The sequence below is a fragment of the Stenotrophomonas sp. WHRI 8082 genome, from assembly GCF_040223995.2.
GTDB lineage: Bacteria > Pseudomonadota > Gammaproteobacteria > Xanthomonadales > Xanthomonadaceae > Stenotrophomonas.
In genome coordinates this window covers 3,441,183-3,462,574 of sequence record NZ_CP167826.1, presented here as the reverse complement: position 1 = coordinate 3,462,574, position 21,392 = coordinate 3,441,183, and the positions used below count along the sequence as shown (strand labels likewise).

Below are 21,392 nucleotides of genomic sequence, written 5' to 3'. Positions count from 1 at the left end.
AGCGTGGCTCGGCGCTACCTCGGTGGAGCCGGCCGCTGCGCTCGCCGAGCGTGGCTCGGCGCTACCTGCATGCGGGACGGTCAGCCGTCGAGGGCCTGGCGCAGCGGTGCCAGGAACCGGGTCGCGGCCTGTACTGCGGCGTCGATCGAATCGGCTTCGGCAAGCACGGCCACGAGGGCACTGCCTACGACCACGCCGTCGGCCTGTCGCGCCATTGCCGCTGCGCTGGCCGCGTCTTTGATGCCGAACCCGGCCACCACCGGCACGCTTGCACGCGCACGCAGGGCCGCCAGACGGGTGCCTGCCGCATCGTGGTCAAGCCGTTCGGAGGCACCGGTCACCCCGGCGAAGCTGACGTAGTACAGATAGCCACGTGCCAGGCCCAGCAGGGTCTCGGCGCGGGCCGTGCTGGTGGTCGGCGACGCCAGCAGCACCAGGGCCAGGCCCGCCGCATCAAATGCCACGTTCGCCTCTTCGGCCTCTTCCGGCGGCAGATCGACCAGCAGGACGCCATCCACGCCCGCCGCGACCGCTTCGGTGGCGAATCGCGCGTAACCATGGATCTCCACCGGATTGAGGTAACCCATCAGTACCACCGGCGTGCGTGCATCCTGCTCACGGAATGCCGCCACCGTCTGCAGCACGTAACGCAGGCCGGCGCCACGCGCCAGGGCCCGCTCCGAGCTGCGCTGGATGGTGGGACCGTCCGCCATCGGATCGGAGAACGGCACGCCAAGCTCGATCACGTCGGCCCCCGCTGCCACCAGCGCGTGCATCACCGGCACGGTCGCTTCCAGCGACGGATCGCCGGCAGTGATGAACGGGATCAGCGCCTTGCGCTGCTGCGCGCGCAGGGACTCGAAACAGGCGTCAAGTCGGGAAACAGGCATATCAGGCACATCCTTCAATCAGTTCAACAGCGTCACTGGTTCCCCAGTACATGCGGGTCACGTTTCCACGTTTCCACGGTGCAACTCCCACCTCAGCATCAGGTCCAAGCCCGGATGGCGCAGGGTGAGCTTCTCGTCGTTCGCGGGGGGATGGCGCCCGGTCCCCGCAGCACCGCACGGCCTTGGTACACCGTGGGATTCACAGGATCAGGCCGTCACGTGCCGCGATGGTGTGTACGTCCTTGTCGCCGCGACCGGACAGGTTGCACAGCACCAACTGGTCACGCGGGCGCTCACGGGCCAGTTTCATCGCCTGCGCAAGCGCATGACTGGACTCCAGCGCGGCCAGGATGCCTTCGGTCCGCGCCAGCAGATGGAACGCCTCCAGCGCCTCGTCATCGGTGATGCCCAGGTAGGTGGCACGGCCACTGTCTGCAAGGAACGCGTGCTCCGGCCCGACCCCGGGGTAATCCAGGCCTGCCGATACCGAGTGGGTTTCGATGATCTGGCCATCGTCGTCGCACAGCACATAGGTGCGGTTGCCGTGCAGAACGCCCGGGCGACCGGCCGCGATAGAGGCCGCGTGGCGACCGCTTTCAATGCCGTCACCGGCCGCCTCGGCGCCGAAGATCTGCACCTGCGGATCGTTGAGGAAAGCGTGGAACAGGCCGATGGCGTTGCTGCCACCGCCGACGCAGGCGGTGATCGCATCGGGCAGCCGGCCGTACTCCAGCAGCATCTGCTCACGCGCTTCGCGGCCGACGATGGCGTTGAAATCGCGCACCATGCGCGGGTACGGGTCCGGGCCAGCCACCGTGCCGATGATGTAGAACGTGTCCTGCACGTTGGTCACCCAGTCGCGCATCGCTTCGTTGAGCGCGTCCTTCAGCGTCGCCGATCCGGAAGTCACCGGAATCACCGTCGCGCCGAGCAGCTTCATCCGATAGACGTTGATCTTCTGCCGCTCGATATCGGTGGCGCCCATGTACACCACGCATTCCAGTCCGAGCCGCGCGGCTACCGTCGCACTGGCGACACCGTGCTGGCCGGCACCGGTCTCGGCGATGATCCGCTTCTTGCCCATGCGCGAGGCGAGCAGCGCCTGGCCGACCGTATTGTTGATCTTGTGCGCGCCGGTATGGTTCAGGTCTTCGCGCTTGAGCAGGATCTGCGCACCGCCAACGTGGTCGCTGAGACGGCATGCGTGATAGATCGGGCTGGGTCGCCCCACGTAGTGCGCCAGGTCATGGTCGTATTCGGCGATGAATGCCGGGTCCTTGCGTGCCACATCGTAGGCTGCCGCGAGCTCCTGCAGCGGGCCAACCAGGGTTTCAGCGACGAAGCTGCCGCCGTAACGGCCGAAATGACCGCGAGCATCGGGATAGGCGTGGAAATCAGTGATCGGGGGAAGCGACATGTCGGCAACCGGTGGTGCAGGTGGATGGATACTTTAGCGCACGCTCCAGCGGGCGAATATCGATATTTCCGGCGTGACATGTCAGTATTTCTCACATGAACAGTAGACCGCTACCTCCTCTCAACGCCCTCCGCGCCTTCGAGGCCACGGCGCGGCTCGGCGGCGTCGGGCGCGCAGCCCACGAGCTCCACGTCACCCATGGCGCGGTCAGTCGCCAGATCAAGCTGCTGGAAGCGGACGTGGCGACGGTGCTGTTCCAGCGTGAGGGCCGCGGATTGCGGCTGACCGATGCCGGACACGTGCTGCACGCTGCCTGCCGCGAGGCATTTGGCCGGCTGCACGAGGCGGTCGACGCCGTGCGCCGCCCCGTCCGGGCGGCCGCGCTGGTACTCGGCTGCAGCAGCAGTGTGCTGGCGCGCTGGATGATTCCACGGCTGCCACGCCTGCAGGCCGCGCTGCCGGCCGTGCACGTGCACTGGTCGGCTCTGGATGGCAGCTTCAGCGAGGAACAGGCACAACTGGATGCGGTCTTGCTGCTGGCCGAGCCACCGTGGCCGAGTGGCTGGCAGGTCATCGAACTCGCAGCGGAGCGCGTGGGCGCGGTGATATCCCCGGGCCACCCGGCAGCACAGCGGCTGCAGGGACAGCCTCCTGCGGCCTTGCTGCCAGAAGCAGTGCTGCACACGATGTCACGGCCGCAGGCGTGGCCCGCATGGGCCGAGGCGCAGGGGCTTGATCCGCGTGCCATCCAGCTTGGCCAAGGCTTTGAGCATCTGTACTACCTGCTGGAAGCTGCGGTCGCAGGCTTGGGCGTTGCGATTGCGCCGGAACCGCTGGTCGCCGAAGACGTGGCGAGTTCACGCTTGCTGGCCCCGTGGGGATTCGCCGGCACGGGCGGCATGTGGGTGCTGGCCCGCCCGACGGGACGTGAGGACGCGCGCGTGGATGCGCTGGCGGTGTGGCTGAAGGGGCAACTGGCAGGGACGCCGTGAAAGCCGGGCCGCTGCGCTCGCCGAGCGTGGCTCGGCGCTACCCTCGGTAGGCCGTCAGATAACGGTAATGACGGCCGCTGGCCGTCAGAAGCGGCCGCTGCGCTCGCCGAGCGTGGCTCGGCGCTACCGGGGCGGGATGACGCGATGCGGCCGCTGGGCGTATCGCGGGAAACTCAGTCCAGGCTGGCGCAGTCGGCGCGGCGGACTTCTTCGACGAACTTGCGCATCGAGTATCCGTCCTTGATGCCCGGCTCGGATTCGATCCCGCTTGACACGTCCACGCCCCACGGCAGGGTCGCCACCGTCGCTTCGTAGACGTTGTCCGGGGTAAGCCCACCGGCCAGCAGGAAGGGGCGATGCAGGCCGCTGGGAATGCGCGTCCAGTCAAACGCTACGCCCGTTCCACCACCACCACCGGGGGCGTGGCTGTCGAACAGGAAGCCAGCCGCGCTGGGGTAACGGAGCTGCAGCGTCCGCGCGTTGACTTCCTCGCGCCCGCCCATCGCGATGGCTTTCAGGTACGGCATGTTGAAGCCGCGGCAGAAACTCTCGTCTTCGTCGCCATGGAACTGCAGCAGCGTCGGACGCACCGTGCGCAATACTTCGCGCACCTCCTCGCGGGTGTTGTCACGGAACAGCGCCACCACGTCCACCATCGGCGCGATGGCCTGCCGCATCGCGCGTGCCTCCGCCGGGGCGACCCGGCGCTTGCTCTCGCGCGCGAAAATGAAACCCACCGCGTCGACGCCGAGTTCGCCCGCCAGGCGCACATCGCCGGCGCGTGTCATGCCACAGAACTTGATGCGGGTGCGGTAGTAGGAACGACTCATAAAGTGACCTCGGCGGGCAGTTGCCAGTTATCGGGGTACAGCGGACCCAGGAACACCAGACCCTGCGGTGGGGCCGTCGGTCCTGCCACGGAACGATTGCGGCCGGCCAGCAGTTCGCCGATCCATTCCACTGGCCGATCCCCGGTGCCGACCAGCATCAGCGAGCCCACGATATTGCGGACCATGTGATGAAGGAATGCATTGGCCTGCACCGACACTTCGATGATGTCCTCATGCCGGGTCACCGCCAACGCGTGCAGGGACCGACGCGCATGCCGCGCCTCGCACTGGGTGCTGCGGAAGGCGCTGAAGTCGTTCTCGCCCAGCAACGCCTGTCCGGCTTCGTGCATCAACGCCGCATCCATCGCACGCCGATCCCAGCTCAGGGTCTGCCGTTGCAGCGCGGGACGGACCGGCCGGGTCAGCAGGCGATAGCGGTAACGACGCGCGCGCGCCGAGAAGCGGGCATGAAAATCGTCCGCCACCGGCACACACCAGCGCACTGCGATCGCATGCGGCAGGCGGGCGGTGGTGCCAAGCACCCAGCCGCGCGGGTCCCGCTGGGCCTCGGTATCGAAATGGACCACCTGGCATTGACCGTGCACGCCGGTATCGGTTCGACCGGCACAGGTGACCCGCACGGGCGCATCGGCAACGGAGGAAAGGGCCTTTTCCAGGCTGGCCTGCACGCTTGGACCGGCATCACCCAGCGTCTGCCAGCCATTGAATCCGCTGCCGTCATATTCGACGCCTAGCGCGTAACGCATGGTGCTACCTCTGTATCTGAAAAAGGGCGCGCAGGCACGCGGCCGACGCGTCCTACGTGGCGGGGTCGCGCTCGGACCACACGGCAAGTTCATTGCCACCGGGCTCGCGGAACTGGAACCGGCTGCCGCCAGGGAACGAGAAAACCGGCTTGAGGATGTGTCCCCCAGCGGCCACCACGGCATCCATCACCGGCTGCAGGTCGTCGGCATACAGCACCAGCAGGGGCGCCCCCGTCGACGAACCGCCGGGTTCTCCGCTGAAGAATCCCCCCTGCAACCGACCATCGTCGAAGGCGGTGTAATCAGGGCCATAGTCCTGGAACGTCCAACCGAATACCGTCTCGAAGAAACGACGGCTGGAAGCAGGATCGTGCGAGGCGAACTCGACATAATCGATGCGATTGTCGTGGTGCATGTCGGGAACTCCGTTTGTCCTTGCTGATGGATCAACCCAGGCGGGCCAATAGTTCACGTGCCTGCGCACGGAGGTGCGGATCGTCTGCAGCGGCGACCTCCTCCAGCAACGCGCGCGCGGTCTGCGCATCACCCAGGTCGAGATAGGCGATGGCCAGCTCAAGGCGGTCATGGCCCGCGGCGTGCGGTGTCGATGATGCCGGAGTCTCGTGTGCCACGGGTGCATCGACAGATGCGGGCGCGGAGTACACGTCGTCTGCCGGCAGCTCGAACACACCGCGGAAGTCGTCCTGCTGCTCCGCGTGACGGGCATAGGCGGGCACCGGATCGGGGCCGGCATCGGCGTTGTCCACCGCGACCGCAGACGACCCGATATCTTCCCCCTGCGACACGGCATCGGCCGGCGTGGCCGGGTCATCCCCCAGTGGGGACAGCGTCGCTACGGCAGGCGGCGCCGCAGCAGCGTCCACTGCCATCGGGCCCGCATCGTCCGACGCGGGCGCCGCGTGCAGGTCATCGTCGTTCCAGCCCTCACGCTCGGCCAGTACATCCAGTCCGGCACCGGCGGGAAGGCTGGTCGCCAGCGCACTGTCATCATGGTCGTCGCGTCGCAACGGCGGCAACGGCGACGGCTTGCGGCGCCGGGCAAGCCACCAGGCTGCGCCGGCCAGCAGCAGAAGGGGTAAACCCAGCCAGTACCACGGGCCACCCGCTTCCTGCACCGGCGGCGGCGCCTGGCCAAGGCGCTGTTCGGCCGCGGCCAGCTGGCTGTCCTTTATCTGCACCAGCGTCTGTTGATCGGTCCGCAGCTTCTCCAGCTCCGCGACCCGTTGCTTGAGTTCATCGATTTCGGCATCGCGCGTGGCGACGTCTTCCCTGGCCTGACGCAGCTGTTCGTTGCCGAGCATGTCACCCTCGTTGCCATCACCGGTGCCGGTGGTTGAGCCCGCCGTGGCGGCCGCAGCCGCCACCGCCGGAGCGATTTCAAGACGGGCGCCGCTGTCCGACGCGGCCACTGCGGGCGTTGCGGTCGCCGGCCCCTGCACGGCGGCCACAACGGCAGCCGGCTGCGGAACAGCACGGGCCTGGCGCCACTGCGCGGCATGCTCGCGCACCATTGCAGCGGCTTCGTTGTCATCCACGGCAGCAAGCGCTGCCGCATCGGGCATGCGCAGCACCGCCCCCTGCTTGAGCTGGTTGATGTTGCCGCGGATGAACGCGTCTGGATTGGCGCGCAGCAGGGCAATCATCGCCCGTTCGCGACTGGTCTGCTGGCTGGTGGCGAGGGCCTGTGCGATCCCGGACAACGTCTGGCCCCGCTTTACTGCAGCGCCCTCCGCTGGTGCGGCAGCGCTCTCTGCGCGTGGCGCGGCGGCTGTGGACGCGGGCCGAGCGACTGGCATCGGAGCACGATCACTGGCTGCAGCCATGGAAGGTGCCTGTGCTTCACGGATGATGGCATTCGACATCGCCCCGGCCGGCGCGATGATCTCCGGTTCGCTGACGGCCATGGCACTGGTCGGCGCATCCATCAGGGCGGAGTACTCGCGCACCAGCCTGCCCTGCCCCCAATCCGCCTCGATCAGGAAGGCCAGCGCCGTCGTCTCCACCGGAGAGGACGAGGTGACACGCACCACCGCCCTTCCCTGCGCATTGCGGCTGAGTTCGAACTGCAGTTCGCTGACCAGCCCGGAGGGACGCTGCAGGCCCACCCGTTCAAAGGTTACCGGCGAGGCCAGTCCTACGCGCAGGTTCTGCAGCTCGGACGGATCGGCGGAAATCACCGGGATCTCGGCCAGCAGGGGCTGCCCTGGCTTGGACAGCACCCGGATGTCACCCAGCCCCAAGGCCATGGCCGAGCTGCTGGCAAGCGCCAGCAGCAGGGTCGTCAGATACGTGAGCGGTCGCATAACGCCGCGGGCCCCTTTGTTCATGGCGGCCAATATACCGGTTGGCCGCCACTTACCGATAGCACAGGGTCCGGCGCTCCCTATCGGCCAGGCCGGGCCCTGTGCAGCCGGCGCCCGGCCCGCGGATCAACGCGCTTCGGCGGCAACCAGCTCGGCGATCTGCACGGCGTTGAGCGCGGCGCCCTTGCGGATGTTGTCCGACACGATCCACAGGTTGAGGCCACGCGGATGCGAGATGTCTTCGCGGATGCGACCGACATACACCGCATCGGTACCCGACGCATGGGTCACCGGTGTCGGATAGCCACCGGCTTCGCGACGGTCCACCACTTCCACGCCCGGCGACTGCGACAGCAGCTCGCGTGCGGCCTCGGCCGTGACCTTGTCGCGGGTTTCAATCGCCACTGCTTCAGAGTGGCCGTAGAACACCGGCACGCGAACGGCGGTCGGATTGACCATGATGCTGTCGTCACCGAGGATCTTGCGGGTCTCCCAGACCAGCTTCATTTCTTCCTTGGTGAAGCCGTTCTCAAGGAAATCGTCGATCTGCGGGATCAGGTTGAAGGCGATCTGCACGGGGAAGCGCTGCGGGTCGATTTCCTGGAAGCTCAGCAGCTGGCCGGTCTGCTTGCCGAGCTCCTCCAGCGCAGAACGACCGCCGCCGGACACCGACTGGTAGGTCGCCACGTTGATGCGCTCGATGCCGTATCGGCGGTGCAGCGGGGCCAGTGCCACCAGCATCTGCATGGTCGAGCAGTTCGGGTTGGCGATGATCCCGCGCGGGCGGTTGGCCACCTGCTCCGGGTTGACCTCCGACACCACCAGCGGCACGTCGTCGTCGTAGCGGAACGCCGATGAGTTGTCGATCACCACCGCACCCGCGGCGGCGAACTTCGGGCCGTATTCCTTGGACACGCTGCCGCCTGCGGAAAACAGCGCGATGTCCACGCCGCTCGGATCGAAGTCGGCCAGGTCCTTGATGGTGTGCTTCTGGCCGTTGAACTCCACTTCGCCGCCCGCCGAGCGCGACGAGGCGACCAGGCTCAGGCTGGCGATCGGAAAATTGCGCTCGGCCAGGATGGACAGCATCGCCTCACCGACGGCGCCGGTGGCACCCACGACGGCGACATGGAAGGAACGTGGTTCGGTACTCATGGGATGTTTCTCGACAAAAAAGGGGGGATTCACGCAATGCGGCAGGGTTCGGGGAACCTCCTCGTGCAGGCGCGGAGGCTCCCTATCGTTTTTTGCTTTTGTCGCCCGAGGCAGTGCGCGCCGCGAAGGCGGCCTCTGCGTTGATCGCGCTGGGCATGCGGGCCGCTGCGCCGTCCACATTGAGCGCGGCCAGCAGGTTGTCCGCCGCCAGCTGCACCATCGCCTTGCGCGTGGCCAGCGAGGCACTGCCGATATGCGGCGTCAGCACGATGTTGTGCAGCGCCAGCAGCTCCGGGCGCACGGCCGGCTCGCCTTCGTATACGTCCAGTCCGGCCGCGGCCAGGCGGCCAGTGGCCAGCGCATCGGCGAGCGCCAGCTCGTCGACGATGCCACCGCGGGCGATGTTCACCAGCGTCGCGGTCGGTTTCATTTTCGCCAATGCCACTGCATCGATGATGTGGTGCGAGGAAGCGGTATACGGAAGTACCAGAACAAGATGATCGCTCTGCGCCAGCAGCGTATCGAAGTCGGCGTACTGCGCCCCCACCTCGCCTTCGGCCGCTTCCGGCAACCGCGATCGGTTGTGGTACAGCACGCGCATGCCGAACCCGTGTGCACCGCGGCGCGCGATGCCTTGGCCGATGCGGCCCATGCCGAGGATGCCCAGCGTGCTGCCATGGATATCGGCGCCGAGCATGGTCTGGAAGGACCACTGACCCCACTGGCCCTCGCGCAGCCAGCGCTCGGATTCAGTGATCCGGCGCGCCGCTGCCATCAGCAACGCAAAACCCAGGTCCGCCGTGGTTTCAGTCAGCACGTCCGGGGTATTGCTGGCGACGATACCGGCAGCGCTCAGCGCCTCGACATCCAGGTTGTTGTAGCCCACGCCGACATTGGCGATCACCTGCAACCGTGTGGCACCGGCGACCTGCGCCGCCCCCACCCGCTCGTTGAGCGTGATGATCGCACCGTCCACGTCGGCCAGACGCGCAGCCAGCTGTTCCGCCGTCCAGGCAGTGACCTCATCGGTGGTGATCAGCTCGACCTGCGCGCGCAGGGGCTCGATCACCGCATCGATGAGCGGTTGACTGACCCAGACGCGCGGCCGCGGCTCAGCCACCGATCATGCCCGGAATGCGCGGGGTGATGCTGCCGACGTCGCCACATTGCGCGCGGTGACGCAAGGCCTGGTCCATCAGCACCATGGCCATCATCGCCTCGGCGATCGGTGCGGCACGGATACCGACGCACGGGTCGTGGCGACCGACGGTGACGACTTCAATGATGTTGCCTTCGCTGTCCAGCGACGCACCCGGCAGGCGCAGGCTGGAGGTCGGCTTGAGCACGATCGAGGCCGTTACCGGCTGGCCGGTGGAGATGCCACCCAGGATCCCGCCGGCATGATTGCTGGCAAAGCCCTGCGGGGTCAGCAGGTCGCGGTGCTCGGTGCCCTTCTGTGCGGCGCTGGCGAAGCCGTCACCGATCTCCACGCCCTTCACCGCGTTGATGCTCATCAGCGCGGAGGCCAGTTCGCCATCGAGCTTGCCGTAGATCGGCTCGCCCCAACCCGGCGGCACGTTGTCGGCCACCACGTCTACCCGCGCACCTACCGAGTCACCGGATTTGCGCAGGGCATCCATGTAGCTTTCCAGTTCCGGCACCTGGGCGGCGTCGGGCCAGAAGAACGGATTGTCTTCCACCGCCGACCAGTCGAACCCACGCGGGGTGATGCTGCCCAGCTGCGACAGGTAGCCGCGCACGGTCACGCCGAAGCGCTCGCCCAGCCACTTCTTGGCTACCACGCCGGCGGCCACGCGCATGGTGGTTTCGCGCGCCGAAGAGCGTCCGCCACCGCGCGGATCGCGGATCCCGTATTTGTGCCAATAACTGTAATCGGCGTGCCCCGGACGGAACTGCTGGCCGATGGCGGTGTAATCCTTGCTGCGCTGGTCGGTGTTGCGGATCAGCAGGGCGATCGGCGTGCCGGTGGTCAGCCCCTCGTACACCCCGGACAGGATCTCCACCTCGTCAGCTTCGCGCCGTGCCGAGGTGTGCCGGCTTTTACCGGTGGCCCGACGCTGCAGGTCATGCGTGAACTCGGCCGCATCCAGCGCCAGCCCCGGCGGACAGCCATCGATCACGCAGCCGATGGCAGGACCGTGCGACTCGCCGAAGGTGGTGACGGTGAACAGCTTGCCGAACGAATTGGAGCTCACGGTCGCTGCGCCGCCAGTTCGGTGATGCGGGCGCTGTGGGCGATCAGGTCGCGGCATTCCACCGCGAAGATGCCCATCTGGCCGACCTTGAACTCCACCCAGGCGAAGTCCACTTCCGGCAGCAGCTTGATCAGGTGCTGTTCGGATTCGCCCACTTCACAGATCAGCAGGCCATCTTCGCTGAGGTGCAGCGGCGCATCACGCAGGATCTTCAGCACCAGGTCCAGGCCGTCGTCGCCGGCACGCAGGCCCATGTCCGGCTCGTACGAATACTCCTGCGGCAGCGCATCGGTCTCGTCGTTGGTGACATACGGCGGATTGGTCACGATCAGGTCGTAGTGGCGCCCGCCAAGGCCATTGAACAGGTCCGACTTCAACAGGGTCACGTTGTGCGCCTGCAGGCGGTCCTTGTTCTCATGCGCCAGACTCAACGCGTCATCGCTCAGGTCCACGCCGTCCACTTCCCAGTTCGGGTAGTAATGGCCCATGGCAATGGCGATGCAGCCCGAGCCGGTGCACAGATCCAGCGCGCGCTGCACGTGGCGGCCGGCCAGCCAAGGCTCGAAGCCGGTTTCGATCAGCTCGGCGATCGGCGAACGCGGCACCAGGGCACGGGCGTCGCTCTTGAAGCTCAGCCCGGCAAACCATGCCTCACCGGTCAGGTAGGCGGCCGGAATGCGCTCATCGATGCGGCGCTGGAACAGTTCCAGCACCTGCTGTTTCTCCGACTGCAGCAGGCGGGCCTGGCCATAGGCCGGGCCGAGGTCGTGCGGCAGGTGCAGGCTGTGCAGCACCAGCTGGGTCGCCTCGTCCAGGGCATTGTCGTAGCTGTGCCCGAAGGTCAGGCCAGCAGCATTGAAACGGCTGGTGCCGTAGCGGATCAGGTCGATGATCGTGTGGAGTTCGGCGGCCGTTTCGGCAGTCATGGCGGTACGACGGGGAAATTGGCCCCCGATTATAGGGGCTGGCGCCTGCCTCGGCATCCGTTGCAGGGGAAACCGCCACCGTACAGCCGTTATGATGGGGGCCGATCCCTCGGCAGCGCAGGCCCTCATGTTCAACCGCAACGTCGGCATCATCCTGCTGATCGCCCTGGCAGCCGGTCTCGGCCTGCTCGTGGCGCAGAAGGTCTTCGCTCCGAAGGCCCCCAGCGGGCTGCCGGCCACCGAATCGATCACCTTCTACCCGCAACCCCGCCCGCTGCCTGACTTCAACCTCGCCCAATCCGATGGCACCCGCCTGATCCCCGGCGAGCTGAAAGGTCACTGGACCCTGGTGTTCCTGGGCTTCACGTTCTGCCCCGATGTGTGCCCGACCACGCTGGCCGAGCTGGCCGGGGCGCAGAAGCAGTGGGAAACCGTGCCGGAGAGTCTGCGCCCGCGCGTGTTGTTCGTGTCGGTCGACCCGGAACGCGACAGCGCCACCCGTCTGGGTGAGTACGTCCATGCCTTCCACAAGGACACCCTGGCCGCCACCGGCGACGTGCCGTCGCTGGAGAAGTTCGCCACCGCCCTGGGCTTCGTGTTCCAGAAGGTGCCGGGGACGCATTTCGACGAGAACCCGGAAGATTACTCGGTCGAGCATTCGGCCACCCTGGCGGTGCTGGATCCCGAAGGCCGCCTTGCCGGCATCATTCGCCCCCCATTCAACGCGCCGGCCATGGCCCGCGACCTGCATAAGCTGACCGAGAAATCCGCCCCATGAGCCTGATGACCACCCTGAGCTACGCCCTGCCGCACCGCCTGCTGTCCTCGATGGCGCGTTCGCTGGCGTACTCGGACAATCCGCGTGTATCGCAGTGGCTGATCGACACGGTGACGGCGAAGTTCGGCGTGAACCTGGACGAGGCAGCCAACCCGGACCCGCGCAGCTATCCCACCTTCAACCAGTTCTTCACCCGTGCATTGAAGCCCGGCGCGCGCGTGGCCGATGCTGATCCGCGCAACTTGGTGATGCCCGCCGATGGTCGCATCAGCCAGCTGGGCCTCATCGACGCCGGTCGGATTTTCCAAGCCAAAGGCCAGTCATTCACCGCCGCCGAACTGCTGGGCAGCGAAGCGGATGCCAAGCCGTTCAACGAGGGTCTGTTTGCCACGGTGTACCTGTCACCCAAGGATTACCACCGGGTGCACATGCCGTGGACCGGCACGCTGCGTGAGACCGTGCATGTGCCCGGCCGCTTGTTCAGCGTGGGCCCGGCTGCGGTCAACAAGGTGCCCGGCCTGTTCGCCCGCAACGAGCGGCTGGTCTGCCATTTCGACACGTCATTCGGCCCGATGGTCAGCGTGATGGTCGGCGCGTTGCTGGTGTCCGGCGTGGAGACGGTCTGGAGTGGCGAGGAGATCCCCCACTACGGCGATCGCATCACGCGCAAGGATTATCGTGGCCGCGGCATCGTGCTGGACCGCTTCGCCGAAATGGCGCGCTTCAATTACGGCTCCACGGTGATCGTGCTGCTGCCCCCGGGCGTGGCGGACTTCGCCGCGCACCTGGATGCCGAGCATGCCGTGCAGCTGGGACAGGCGTTGGCCACGCTGCGCTGATCGAGGGGCGTACCGCTGCGCCCGCCTGGCACCTGGTAGCGCCGAGCCATGCTCGGCGAGCGCAGCGGCTAGAATGCCGCCATGACTGAATTCATCCCGCCCGGCACCCGCTTCCACGCCCTTCCCTCCCCGTTTGCGTTCAAGCGAGGCGGCGCCCTGCACGGCGCCCGTGTTGCGTTCGAAACGTGGGGAACGCTGGATGCCGACGCCGCCAATGCGATCCTGATCGTCACTGGGCTGTCGCCGGACGCGCATGCCGCATCCAACGCAGCCAATCCGGCCCCGGGTTGGTGGGAGGCCATGGTCGGTCCCGGCAAGGCGATCGACACCGACCGCTGGTTCGTGATCTGCGTGAACTCGCTGGGCAGCTGCAAAGGCTCCACCGGCCCTGCCAGCATCAACCCCGACACCGGTGAGCGTTACCGTCTTACGTTCCCGGAACTGTCGGTGGAAGACGGAGCGCGTGCGTCGGTGGAGGTGGTGCGCGCACTGGGTGTGCAGCAACTGGCCTGCGTGGTTGGCAACTCGATGGGCGGCATGACTGCGCTGGCGCTGCTGATGGTGCACCCTGGCATCGCACGCAGCCACATCAACATCTCGGGCAGTGCACAGGCACTACCGTTCTCCATCGCCATCCGATCCTTGCAGCGCGAAGCCATCCGGCTGGATCCGCAATGGAACAACGGAGACTACGACGACGCGCATTACCCGGAATCGGGTATGCGCATGGCACGCAAGCTGGGCGTGATCACCTATCGCTCGGCGCTGGAATGGGACGGACGTTTCGGTCGCGTGCGACTGGACTCCGATCAGGCCGACGACGACCCATTCGGCCTTGAGTTCCAGGTCGAGAGTTACCTCGAAGGCCACGCGCGACGCTTTGTGCGCTTCTTCGATCCGAACTGCTATCTGTATCTCAGCAGGTCCATGGACTGGTTCGATCTGGCCGATGAAGGTGACGGCGACGTGCTGGCCGGCCTGTCTTCGATCAAGGTGGAACAGGCGTTGGCCATCGGGGCGAACACGGACATCCTGTTCCCGGTGCAGCAACAGCAGCAGATCGCGGACGGGCTGCGGGCAGGCGGTGCCCGGGCACGCTTCATCGGGCTGGATTCACCGCAGGGCCACGACGCGTTCCTCGTCGATTTCGAGCGCTTTGCCCCCCCCGTGCGCGAATTCCTCGACGCACTGTGAGCCGCCGTCCCGCGCCCCGCCGTCGGCCTGTCGCACCGCGCCCCGAACCGCGCCTGTCGCCCCGTACCGCGCTGGCGCTGTGCGTGGCCGGTGGACTGCTGGCCTGCACGGTCGTGGGCTGGCTGCCGGGATGGCTGGGGGTGTGGCTGCTCATCGCAAGCCTGTGGACATTCGGTCTGTACTGGCGTGACAAACGTGCCGCCATGCGCGCCACGCAACAACGCACGCCTGAGCGCACCCTGCAGATGCTGGCGCTTGCCGGCGGCTGGCCCGGCGCCTTGTTCGCGCAGTCACTGCTGCGCCACAAGAGCCGCAAGGCCAGTTTCCAGCAGGTGTTCTGGGTGTGCGTGGTGGCCAACGTGGCCTCGGTCATCGTGCTGCTGCGTGTTTTTGTGTCCGTCCCTTGATGCGGATCAGGGTACGACGTTGTTGAAGTGCTGCTTCACCTGCGGCCAGATGAGATCCATCCTTGATCCGGAATTGGTGCAGTTGGACCAGCCGAGGTGGTGAAGCGCGACCACGCGGTTGGTGGCGCGTCCGACGACCGGCGAACCGGAGCTTCCGCTTTGGGTATCGCAACTGTAGCTGGCATCGCGCCCGCCCCTGACACTGTTGCTGATGATGGTGCAGCGCCCGCCGCCCTGCGCGTCGCTGCGCACTGCCAGTTCCTTCAGGCGACCGCCGGGATGCTGCGGGATGTAGATCTCCTGGCCGGGAAGGGGCGTGCCGACGTCCAGCCCCAAATAACCGAAGCCGGCAATGGTGGCGAACTGGTTGACGGTGAAAAGACTGTAGTCGAGGGGGCCATCGGTTTGCAGCAGGCTGCCGCCACTGACTTTGGTTACCACTGCGGCAGCGGCGCTGCCACAGCGCTCAGCCTGATGATTGAACCAAACCTCGGTGGAGGCGACACCGGCGGCACTATTGAAGCAATGATTATTGGTGAAGAGGCGATTGTCGCTGCCCACCCGCCAAGCAGTGCATAGCGAACGCCCGCCGATCAGCAGACGCGCCACCGGCCTGGCTCCGTTGTATGCCTGGTCGTCAACTCCAGCCAGGCACGCGACCGGCTGCAGATCCTTGGCACCGCAGATTGCGCGCGGCTGCCCGATTGCGTCGTCCGACAGGCGGGCGCCAGCGGTCCGGGCGACCTGCTCCAGCGGCAAGCCTTCGTCATAGTGCGCTACCTGGACGCCGCGATGACCGATCCAAGGCGCTTCGGCCGTTCCGGTCAAGCGCAGGATGGCGGTGTCGCCGTGGATGGACATCACGCCGAAGCGGGAGCGACCATCTTCATCGAGGGCCGCATCCACGGTGTAGGCATCGCGGGCCTGGCTGCTGTAACGGTGGACTTCTGTTCCGTCCGGGCTGGAGATCTCCAGCGTTACACCCTGCGGCAGATCGAACTGGCCCAGATGGACCTTGATGTAGGTGGCATCACGTGCGGACACGACGATGGGCTTGGCTTCACCCGCATCGCGTGACGCATGGGGGACCAGCCGCAGGTCCGTCGCGCGGGTAATTCCTGCGAGAACCGGCTCAGCTGCGCTGGCAATCAAGGGGAGCGTTGCACCCAGTGCCAGGATGAAGCTCAGCCGACGGAGGTTTGATGCTGCATGTTTCATTGCGCGCTCCAAGGAAAAGACACGGTTCGACTGTGCAGCGCTGCACCATGAAGCGACCTCGGGCAAACACCCGACGCCTGCCGGGCAGTTGGCCCTGGCAGACATCGGAGTTCGCCGGTCGACGTCCTGTCGGGTGATCAACGTGCGCCAGTGGCGGCATCTGCCGCACCGGGCTGGCGCGTCACGATTTCAGCCGCGAACGCCCCTGCCCGCGCTGCACGCAGGCGTCAGGTCACGGCATACCAGCAAGCCGGTCCAGCGCCGCGCGCAGGTTGGGCAGGGGGCCGATGTGGCCATTGTTGCCGACCTGCGGCGTGCCGGTTTCCACCAGCAGGCTGCGCATCTGCAGCGGTGTGAGCGTCTTGCCGCGGGCCTTGGCCGCACCCGATACCGCAGCAACCGCCGACGCCACGATCGGTCCCGCGCTGGAGGTACCGTTGAAGCGCTGCGTGTAGCCCGCGTTGGGCCCACCGTTGTACAGGTCGCGGCCTCCGGTGGTGGCCACGCAGCCGCCCCACCCCTGCAGGTTGACCCGGCGTCCGTGCGTGGAGAAGCCCAGCCGTGAACGGGGTACCACGCTGTCCCTGCACCACTGCGTGGCCGCCGCGCCGCCAGCGCCCGCCAGGATGGCGCCGGAGTCAGGCCGCCCGCGCGGGAAACCGGGGCCGAAGCAGCCGGCGTCCAGGTTGACGTTGCCGTTGCCCGCGGTCTCCACCACGTGGATGCCACGCCTGACCGCCGATACCACCGCGTCGTAGATCGATGGGATCCATTCGGGCGCCACGTAGCCGCTGCAGGGCCCCGGGCCGGGGAACTGCTGTTCGATCAGGATCACATCGCCTGGTCCCAGCTTCGCCGCCGCCAGCGCCACGGCATTGGCTGCGTTGTAGCCGGTCTGTGGACTGGTGACATTGACGTAGTGCGGCGTGGCACCACTGACCAGCCCGCGCACCCCGAAGCCGTTGTCATCGGCGATCATCTCGCCAAGCACCGATGTGCCGTGGCTGTTGTCATTGAACGGATCGGTGATGCTGGCCCCCTGCTTGATCCAGGTTCCCGGCACGCGCAGTTTGGTCAGGTCCTCGTGCTGCCAGTTCCAGCTGTATTCAATATCGACTACGCGTATGCCCTTTCCGTCGCCCCCCGGCACCGTGCGTGCGTGGGCAGCATCGATACCGGACGCGGCAGCCAGCGCGTACCCCTGCCGCTCGACGAACAGCGGTGACGCCCACTGCGCTGTGGCGGGCGCTGGATCGGCCGATGGCGGTGGCGCCGGCAGCGGTGCGGCGTAGGCGATTTCCACCGCGTCCATGTCATTCAACAGGTCGATGACGGCTGCCGCGTCCTGACCAGCTTTCATTTGCATGCGGTACCACTGGCCCAGTGCAGGCAGGTCCACGCGATCGGAGGTGTCGTGCACGACATCGGCGGAGAACAGCGGGGTGACGCGCAGTACCGGTCCATCCGCTGCCGTCAACGCGTCAAGCCGGGGCAAAGCGCCACTGCGCCGGGAGGTCCAGCCGGCCTTGCCAGGCGCCGTGCGGTCGGCATTGCGGAACTTCACTTCGATGAGGTCCTGCGAGTAGCCAGGGCCGATCCGGGTCTGCCTTGGTTTGTCGATGGTCCACGCCGGATCATCGGTGCTGGCCTGCGCAACGGCGGTAACGGGCGACAGCAGCAGGGAGCAGGCAGCGCTGGCGAAGAGGGCCTGGGACAAGGTCAGGCGCATGGAAAATCCTCCTGGGGACGTTGGCGCGGACCGTAGCCCGCACACGCCACGGGGTGGCGCATCTCCAGTGTGCTGAACGCCCGGATTGCTTCCATCGGACAACGCGGTGGCGCCAGCTCCGGAAATCACCTGACGGTGTCGGGGTCAGCCGGGCTCCACCGCGTGCAGCCGTCCAGCCTGCAGCCGGTACACCTGGTCCACCACGCCGTCAGGCAGCGGATCATGGGTGATGACCAGCAGGCTGCGACCTTCGAGCAGCGCGGGCAGGTCAGCCAGCAGGGCATGCGCGGCATCCACGTCCAACCCCTCGGTGGGTTCGTCCAGTACCAGCACGGGCGCGCCGCGGAGCAACGCGCGCGCCAGCGCCAGGCGACGCGCCTGCCCAGCCGACAGCGTGGCGCCGTTTTCGCCGACCCAGCCGTCCAGTCCGCCGACGGCACGCGCCCACTCCCCCAGCCGGACCCGCTCCAGCATCGCCCACAGCACCGCATCGCCGGCGTGGGGATTGCCCAGCAGAAGGTTGTCGGCGACGCTGCCGGCAAACACCGGGGCATGCTGGGGCAGCCAAGCCAGTTGCCGGTGCCAGTCTTCCTGCGCATACGCACGCAGGTCCACGCCACCATGGGTGATGCGGCCCGCATCCGGGTCATACAGACGCAGCAGCAAGCTGGACAGCGTGGTCTTGCCGCTCCCGCTGTCGCCGCGGATGGCGATGCGACGGCCAGGCTCCAAGGTCAGATCGATCCCTTCCAACAGCGTGCGACCGCCGTGCTCCCAGCCGAACGAAACGCCTTCCCACTTCACCACGGCGGCTACGTCGGGCATCGCAACAGGCGCGGCAGGCTCATCGACCATCGGCGGCTGATCAACGATGGACTGCAGGCGCGCGACGGCCACCTGGCCTGACTGCAGCGACTGCCACGCCAGGCCCAGGCCTGCCCACAGCTCGATCATCGCCACGGTCAGGAACAGCAGACCGGCGGCCAGCGGTGCATCCAACCGTCCGTGCTCATGGGCCGACAGCACCAGCGCCAGCATGGCCAGCAACCCACCACCGGTCACTACGCCATGCAGGGTGGTCGCCCCCAGCAGCCGCCAGCGTCGCCGCCGATCCCGCGCGCGCAGTTGCCGCGCCGCGACCTCCACCCGGCCCTGCCAGTGATCCACCGCGCCCAGCGCGGTCAGATCGGCAGCGCCCTCGATGCCTTCAAACGAAAGATTGCGCAGCTGCGCCCGATGCTGGGCGCGATCACGCTCTTCCTCATCGCGCCCACGCACGCCCAGCCACGGCACGCCCAGGCCAACCAGCACGCTCATCGCGGCCAGCAGTGCAGCAGCGCTGGGCAGGATCAGCCACGCCGATGCCATCGCCACCCCGCTGAGTGCCGCCAATGCCAGCAGCGGGCCAAGCGCGCGCACCCACAGGCCATCCACCTCGGCGATGTCGCCGAGCAGCCGCGCCAGTAGTTCGGCCGTGCGTGTCGTGCCCAGCCGCGCCGGTGCCAAGGGCAGTGCGCGGCGGAAAAACCACACGCGCGCATCACGTGCGATGCGCAGGGTGACGTCGTGTCCCACCAGCTTTTCGAAGTAACGCGATGCGATGCGCGCCATCGTCAGGCCGCGGATACCGGCCGAGGGCGAAAAGAAATTGAAGCCACTGCCCAGTCCAGCAGCACCGGCCAGCGCCGCCGCGGTAAGGAAGCCGCCGGACAGCCCCAGCAGGGCACTGCCTGCCAGCATGGTGGTCCACAACAGCAGCACCGTCAGCAGCAGCCGCGGTGTGTGCCGGCGGAACACCACCCGCAGCGTGTCGCGCTGCGCGGCGCTCATGCCGGCACCTCGGGCGCGCCATCGTGCAGCTGTCCCTGCGGCAGGACCAGCGTGCTGTCTGCCCATGCCATCACGACCGGACTGTGGGTCGCGACGATCACGCTGCGGCCGCGGGCGAATACCGCCAGTGCCTGCAGCAGTGCGGCCTCGGTGCGCGGATCCAGGAACGCGGTAGGTTCGTCCAGCAGCAGGATGCCGGGATTGCGCAGCAGCAACCGGGCCAGGCCGATGCGTCGTGCTTCCCCCCCCGACAAGCCGAATCCGCGCTCTCCGATCACCGTGTCCAGACCGGCCGGCAAGCGCTCAGCGAAGGCCAGCACCTGCGCCGCGTCCGCCACCTGGCGCAGCGTCGCCATGCTGGCGGTGGGATCGGCCAGGCGCAGGTTGTCGGCGATGCTGCCGTGGAACAGGTAGGGCCGTTGCCCGGCGTAGCCGACCTCTATACCCGGGCGCAGGATGACACTGCCCCCGCGTGGCGGCAGCCAGCCTGCCAGTGCCTCCAGCAGCGTGCTCTTGCCGCTGCCACTGGGCCCGACCAGGGCCAGTCGCTGGTTCTGTTCCAGCTGGAAGCTGATGTCGCGCACAACATCGTGAGCGGCACCCAAGGGCCGCAGCACCAACGCGCGGGCCCGCAGAGGCGGCGCGTGCAACTGCAGCGGCTCGGTGGCCACCACCGTGGCCCGCGGTGCGGCGGGCGCGGTGGCCGCTGCCGGCAATCCGCCGAGCAGACGCTCGATCTCGGCGGCGGCGGCCAACGCGTTGGCGCGATCGTGGTAGTGCGCTGCCAGCCGCCGCAGCGGCGCATAGAATTCCGGCGCCAACAGCAGGCAGAACAGGCCCGCTCCCAAGGTGGGGACCTGCGCGTGCAGCGACATCATCCCCAGGTAGCTGAGGCCCAGGTACAGCGCCACCATGGCCACGCTGACCGAAGCAAAGAACTCCAGCACCGTGGACGACAGGAACGCGATGCGCAGTACCTTCATGGTGCGCTCGCGCACCCCCTCCGCAGCGGCCGCCACGCCATCCAGCTCGGCTTGCCCACGCCCGTAGAGGCGCAGCAGGCCCAGGCCTTTGATGCGGTCGGCGAAGTGGCCGCTCATGCGCGCCAGCTCGCCCAGCTGCGCGCGCCCTGCCGCCTCCGCGCCCCAGCCCACCAGCATCATGAAGAACGGCACCAGCGGCGCGGTGGCGATGAAGATGACCGCCACCACCCAGTCCACCCAGGCGACGGCCAGCGCGATGACCAGCGGCACGACGACCACTTCGATGCGCACCGGCTGGAATCCGCTGAAGTAGTTCTCGATGGCATCGGCATGGGCCAGCATCACCTCCCCCAGTTCGCCGCTGCGCTGCTGCCGCAGCCACAGCGGCCCCTTGCCCAGCACGCTGGCGTAGGCGCGCTCGCGCAGCGCGAGGCGTGCCGCATCGGCGACATCCCCCGCGGCGGCCTGGGTCACGCTGCCCAGCAGGGTGCGCAGCAGCAGTACCCCGCCCAGGGCGGCCAGCACCCCCATACCGTCCGCCAGGGGCGCCCGCTCGAACAGCACGTGCTGGACCAGCCAGGCGATGGCGGCGGCCTGCGCGACCAGCAGGATGCCCGACAGGCTGATCGACACCGCCGCCAGCCGCCGCTTGCCCGCCGCTGCCGTTGCCAGCCCCTCCAGCCACTGCTGGCCATCTTTGCGCTGCGCGGTCTCGCGCTGGTGCTGCTGCGCCTGCTGCTGTTCGTTGTCGATGGCCTGGCTCACTGGATTCTGGGCTGGGAAGAAGGTGCCGGGGTCGGCCCCCTGCGGGGATCCGGACACGGTAGCTGGGCGCATTGTAGGCCGTGGCCGCGGCGGTACTGCGGCAGTCGGTCGCATCGCCTGCGGTGTTGGCAT

19 protein-coding genes are annotated in these 21,392 nt (G+C 67.5%); 5 read left to right on the top strand and 14 right to left on the bottom strand.

All coding sequences use genetic code 11. The features are described from left to right. Positions 1 to 80: 80 nt before the first annotated feature. The gene (gene trpA / locus ABRP17_RS15075; protein ID WP_188326746.1) at positions 81 to 890 is read right to left on the bottom strand and encodes a tryptophan synthase subunit alpha; all 810 of its coding nucleotides are present in this window, start codon (positions 888 to 890) and stop codon (positions 81 to 83) included. Positions 891 to 1,089: 199 nt separating this feature from the next. Further along, on the bottom strand, positions 1,090 to 2,307 hold the full coding sequence (trpB, locus tag ABRP17_RS15070; protein ID WP_349985080.1) for a tryptophan synthase subunit beta: 1,218 nt from the start codon (positions 2,305 to 2,307) through the stop codon (positions 1,090 to 1,092). A 95-nt stretch (positions 2,308 to 2,402) separates the two neighbouring features. On the opposite strand from trpB, the gene ABRP17_RS15065 reads away from it, so the two are divergent. Beyond that, positions 2,403 to 3,299 carry a LysR family transcriptional regulator gene (locus ABRP17_RS15065; RefSeq protein ID WP_349985081.1) on the top strand — a complete coding sequence of 299 codons (897 nt, stop codon included), beginning with the start codon at positions 2,403 to 2,405 and terminating at the stop codon, positions 3,297 to 3,299. A gap of 173 nt (positions 3,300 to 3,472) precedes the next feature. Here the strand turns inward: ABRP17_RS15065 and ABRP17_RS15060 are convergent, their stop codons facing one another. From ABRP17_RS15060 to prmB, 8 genes are all read right to left on the bottom strand, one after another. Continuing rightward, positions 3,473 to 4,129: a phosphoribosylanthranilate isomerase gene (locus ABRP17_RS15060; protein WP_188326743.1), complete on the bottom strand. Its 657-nt coding sequence runs from the start codon at positions 4,127 to 4,129 to the stop codon at positions 3,473 to 3,475. Then, positions 4,126 to 4,896, bottom strand: coding sequence for a tRNA pseudouridine(38-40) synthase TruA (truA, locus tag ABRP17_RS15055; protein WP_192081798.1), 771 nt, complete (start codon positions 4,894 to 4,896; stop codon positions 4,126 to 4,128). Before truA ends, ABRP17_RS15060 begins: the two co-directional genes overlap by 4 nt. 52 nt (positions 4,897 to 4,948) lie before the next feature. Beyond that, the gene (locus tag ABRP17_RS15050) at positions 4,949 to 5,311 is read right to left on the bottom strand and encodes a VOC family protein (protein WP_192081799.1); all 363 of its coding nucleotides are present in this window, start codon (positions 5,309 to 5,311) and stop codon (positions 4,949 to 4,951) included. A 31-nt stretch (positions 5,312 to 5,342) separates the two neighbouring features. Continuing rightward, positions 5,343 to 7,244, bottom strand: a complete 1,902-nt coding sequence (locus ABRP17_RS15045; RefSeq protein ID WP_349985082.1) for a FimV/HubP family polar landmark protein — start codon at positions 7,242 to 7,244, stop codon at positions 5,343 to 5,345. A 102-nt stretch (positions 7,245 to 7,346) separates the two neighbouring features. Continuing rightward, positions 7,347 to 8,375, bottom strand: a complete 1,029-nt coding sequence (locus ABRP17_RS15040; protein WP_188326739.1) for an aspartate-semialdehyde dehydrogenase — start codon at positions 8,373 to 8,375, stop codon at positions 7,347 to 7,349. Positions 8,376 to 8,457: 82 nt separating this feature from the next. Further along, positions 8,458 to 9,495 (bottom strand): D-glycerate dehydrogenase, encoded by a 1,038-nt coding sequence (locus tag ABRP17_RS15035; protein WP_349985083.1) that lies wholly within the window; start codon positions 9,493 to 9,495, stop codon positions 8,458 to 8,460. Continuing rightward, entirely contained in the window at positions 9,488 to 10,591 is a 1,104-nt protein-coding gene (gene aroC / locus ABRP17_RS15030) for a chorismate synthase (RefSeq protein WP_349985084.1), read from the bottom strand. Before aroC ends, ABRP17_RS15035 begins: the two co-directional genes overlap by 8 nt. Further along, positions 10,588 to 11,517 carry a 50S ribosomal protein L3 N(5)-glutamine methyltransferase gene (gene prmB / locus ABRP17_RS15025; RefSeq protein WP_192081804.1) on the bottom strand — a complete coding sequence of 310 codons (930 nt, stop codon included), beginning with the start codon at positions 11,515 to 11,517 and terminating at the stop codon, positions 10,588 to 10,590. The genes aroC and prmB overlap by 4 nt, the downstream gene beginning before the upstream one ends. 127 nt (positions 11,518 to 11,644) lie before the next feature. Here prmB and ABRP17_RS15020 point away from each other — a divergent pair, with 127 nt between their 5' ends. From ABRP17_RS15020 to ABRP17_RS15005, 4 genes are all read left to right on the top strand, one after another. Further along, entirely contained in the window at positions 11,645 to 12,295 is a 651-nt protein-coding gene (locus tag ABRP17_RS15020) for an SCO family protein (RefSeq protein ID WP_349985085.1), read from the top strand. Further along, a complete protein-coding gene (gene asd / locus ABRP17_RS15015; RefSeq protein ID WP_349985086.1) occupies positions 12,292 to 13,134 on the top strand; it encodes an archaetidylserine decarboxylase in 843 nt (280 codons plus the stop codon). Before ABRP17_RS15020 ends, asd begins: the two co-directional genes overlap by 4 nt. 81 nt (positions 13,135 to 13,215) lie before the next feature. Beyond that, the gene (locus ABRP17_RS15010; protein ID WP_349985087.1) at positions 13,216 to 14,328 is read left to right on the top strand and encodes a homoserine O-acetyltransferase; all 1,113 of its coding nucleotides are present in this window, start codon (positions 13,216 to 13,218) and stop codon (positions 14,326 to 14,328) included. Positions 14,329 to 14,381: 53 nt separating this feature from the next. Then, positions 14,382 to 14,735, top strand: coding sequence for a DUF1294 domain-containing protein (locus ABRP17_RS15005; protein WP_349985180.1), 354 nt, complete (start codon positions 14,382 to 14,384; stop codon positions 14,733 to 14,735). Between the two features lie 6 nt (positions 14,736 to 14,741). On the opposite strand, the gene ABRP17_RS15000 is transcribed toward ABRP17_RS15005, so the two are convergent. The 4 genes from ABRP17_RS15000 to cydD form a co-directional block, all read right to left on the bottom strand. Further along, positions 14,742 to 15,887 carry a serine protease gene (locus ABRP17_RS15000; protein WP_372486810.1) on the bottom strand — a complete coding sequence of 382 codons (1,146 nt, stop codon included), beginning with the start codon at positions 15,885 to 15,887 and terminating at the stop codon, positions 14,742 to 14,744. Positions 15,888 to 16,185: 298 nt separating this feature from the next. Beyond that, entirely contained in the window at positions 16,186 to 17,682 is a 1,497-nt protein-coding gene (locus ABRP17_RS14995) for a S8 family serine peptidase (RefSeq protein WP_349985089.1), read from the bottom strand. A 144-nt stretch (positions 17,683 to 17,826) separates the two neighbouring features. Next, positions 17,827 to 19,512, bottom strand: a complete 1,686-nt coding sequence (gene cydC, locus ABRP17_RS14990) for a thiol reductant ABC exporter subunit CydC (protein ID WP_349985090.1) — start codon at positions 19,510 to 19,512, stop codon at positions 17,827 to 17,829. Further along, positions 19,509 to 21,332 (bottom strand): thiol reductant ABC exporter subunit CydD, encoded by a 1,824-nt coding sequence (cydD, locus tag ABRP17_RS14985; protein ID WP_372486809.1) that lies wholly within the window; start codon positions 21,330 to 21,332, stop codon positions 19,509 to 19,511. The genes cydC and cydD overlap by 4 nt, the downstream gene beginning before the upstream one ends. Positions 21,333 to 21,392: the final 60 nt, after the last annotated feature.

What these genes read in the sequence shown, in the direction of transcription:
- cydD (WP_372486809.1), bottom strand. Translation starts at nt 21,332, where the DNA reads ATGCGCCCAGCTACCGTGTCCGGATCCCCGCAGGGGGCCGACCCCGGC.
- asd (WP_349985086.1), top strand. Translation starts at nt 12,292, where the DNA reads ATGAGCCTGATGACCACCCTGAGCTACGCCCTGCCGCACCGCCTGCTG.
- trpB (WP_349985080.1), bottom strand. Translation starts at nt 2,307, where the DNA reads ATGTCGCTTCCCCCGATCACTGATTTCCACGCCTATCCCGATGCTCGC.
- prmB (WP_192081804.1), bottom strand. Translation starts at nt 11,517, where the DNA reads ATGACTGCCGAAACGGCCGCCGAACTCCACACGATCATCGACCTGATC.
- truA (WP_192081798.1), bottom strand. Translation starts at nt 4,896, where the DNA reads ATGCGTTACGCGCTAGGCGTCGAATATGACGGCAGCGGATTCAATGGC.
- cydC (WP_349985090.1), bottom strand. Translation starts at nt 19,512, where the DNA reads ATGAGCGCCGCGCAGCGCGACACGCTGCGGGTGGTGTTCCGCCGGCAC.
- ABRP17_RS15050 (WP_192081799.1), bottom strand. Translation starts at nt 5,311, where the DNA reads ATGCACCACGACAATCGCATCGATTATGTCGAGTTCGCCTCGCACGAT.
- ABRP17_RS15040 (WP_188326739.1), bottom strand. Translation starts at nt 8,375, where the DNA reads ATGAGTACCGAACCACGTTCCTTCCATGTCGCCGTCGTGGGTGCCACC.
- ABRP17_RS15045 (WP_349985082.1), bottom strand. Translation starts at nt 7,244, where the DNA reads ATGAACAAAGGGGCCCGCGGCGTTATGCGACCGCTCACGTATCTGACG.
- ABRP17_RS14995 (WP_349985089.1), bottom strand. Translation starts at nt 17,682, where the DNA reads ATGCGCCTGACCTTGTCCCAGGCCCTCTTCGCCAGCGCTGCCTGCTCC.
- ABRP17_RS15060 (WP_188326743.1), bottom strand. Translation starts at nt 4,129, where the DNA reads ATGAGTCGTTCCTACTACCGCACCCGCATCAAGTTCTGTGGCATGACA.
- ABRP17_RS15010 (WP_349985087.1), top strand. Translation starts at nt 13,216, where the DNA reads ATGACTGAATTCATCCCGCCCGGCACCCGCTTCCACGCCCTTCCCTCC.
- ABRP17_RS15065 (WP_349985081.1), top strand. Translation starts at nt 2,403, where the DNA reads ATGAACAGTAGACCGCTACCTCCTCTCAACGCCCTCCGCGCCTTCGAG.
- ABRP17_RS15020 (WP_349985085.1), top strand. Translation starts at nt 11,645, where the DNA reads ATGTTCAACCGCAACGTCGGCATCATCCTGCTGATCGCCCTGGCAGCC.
- trpA (WP_188326746.1), bottom strand. Translation starts at nt 890, where the DNA reads ATGCCTGTTTCCCGACTTGACGCCTGTTTCGAGTCCCTGCGCGCGCAG.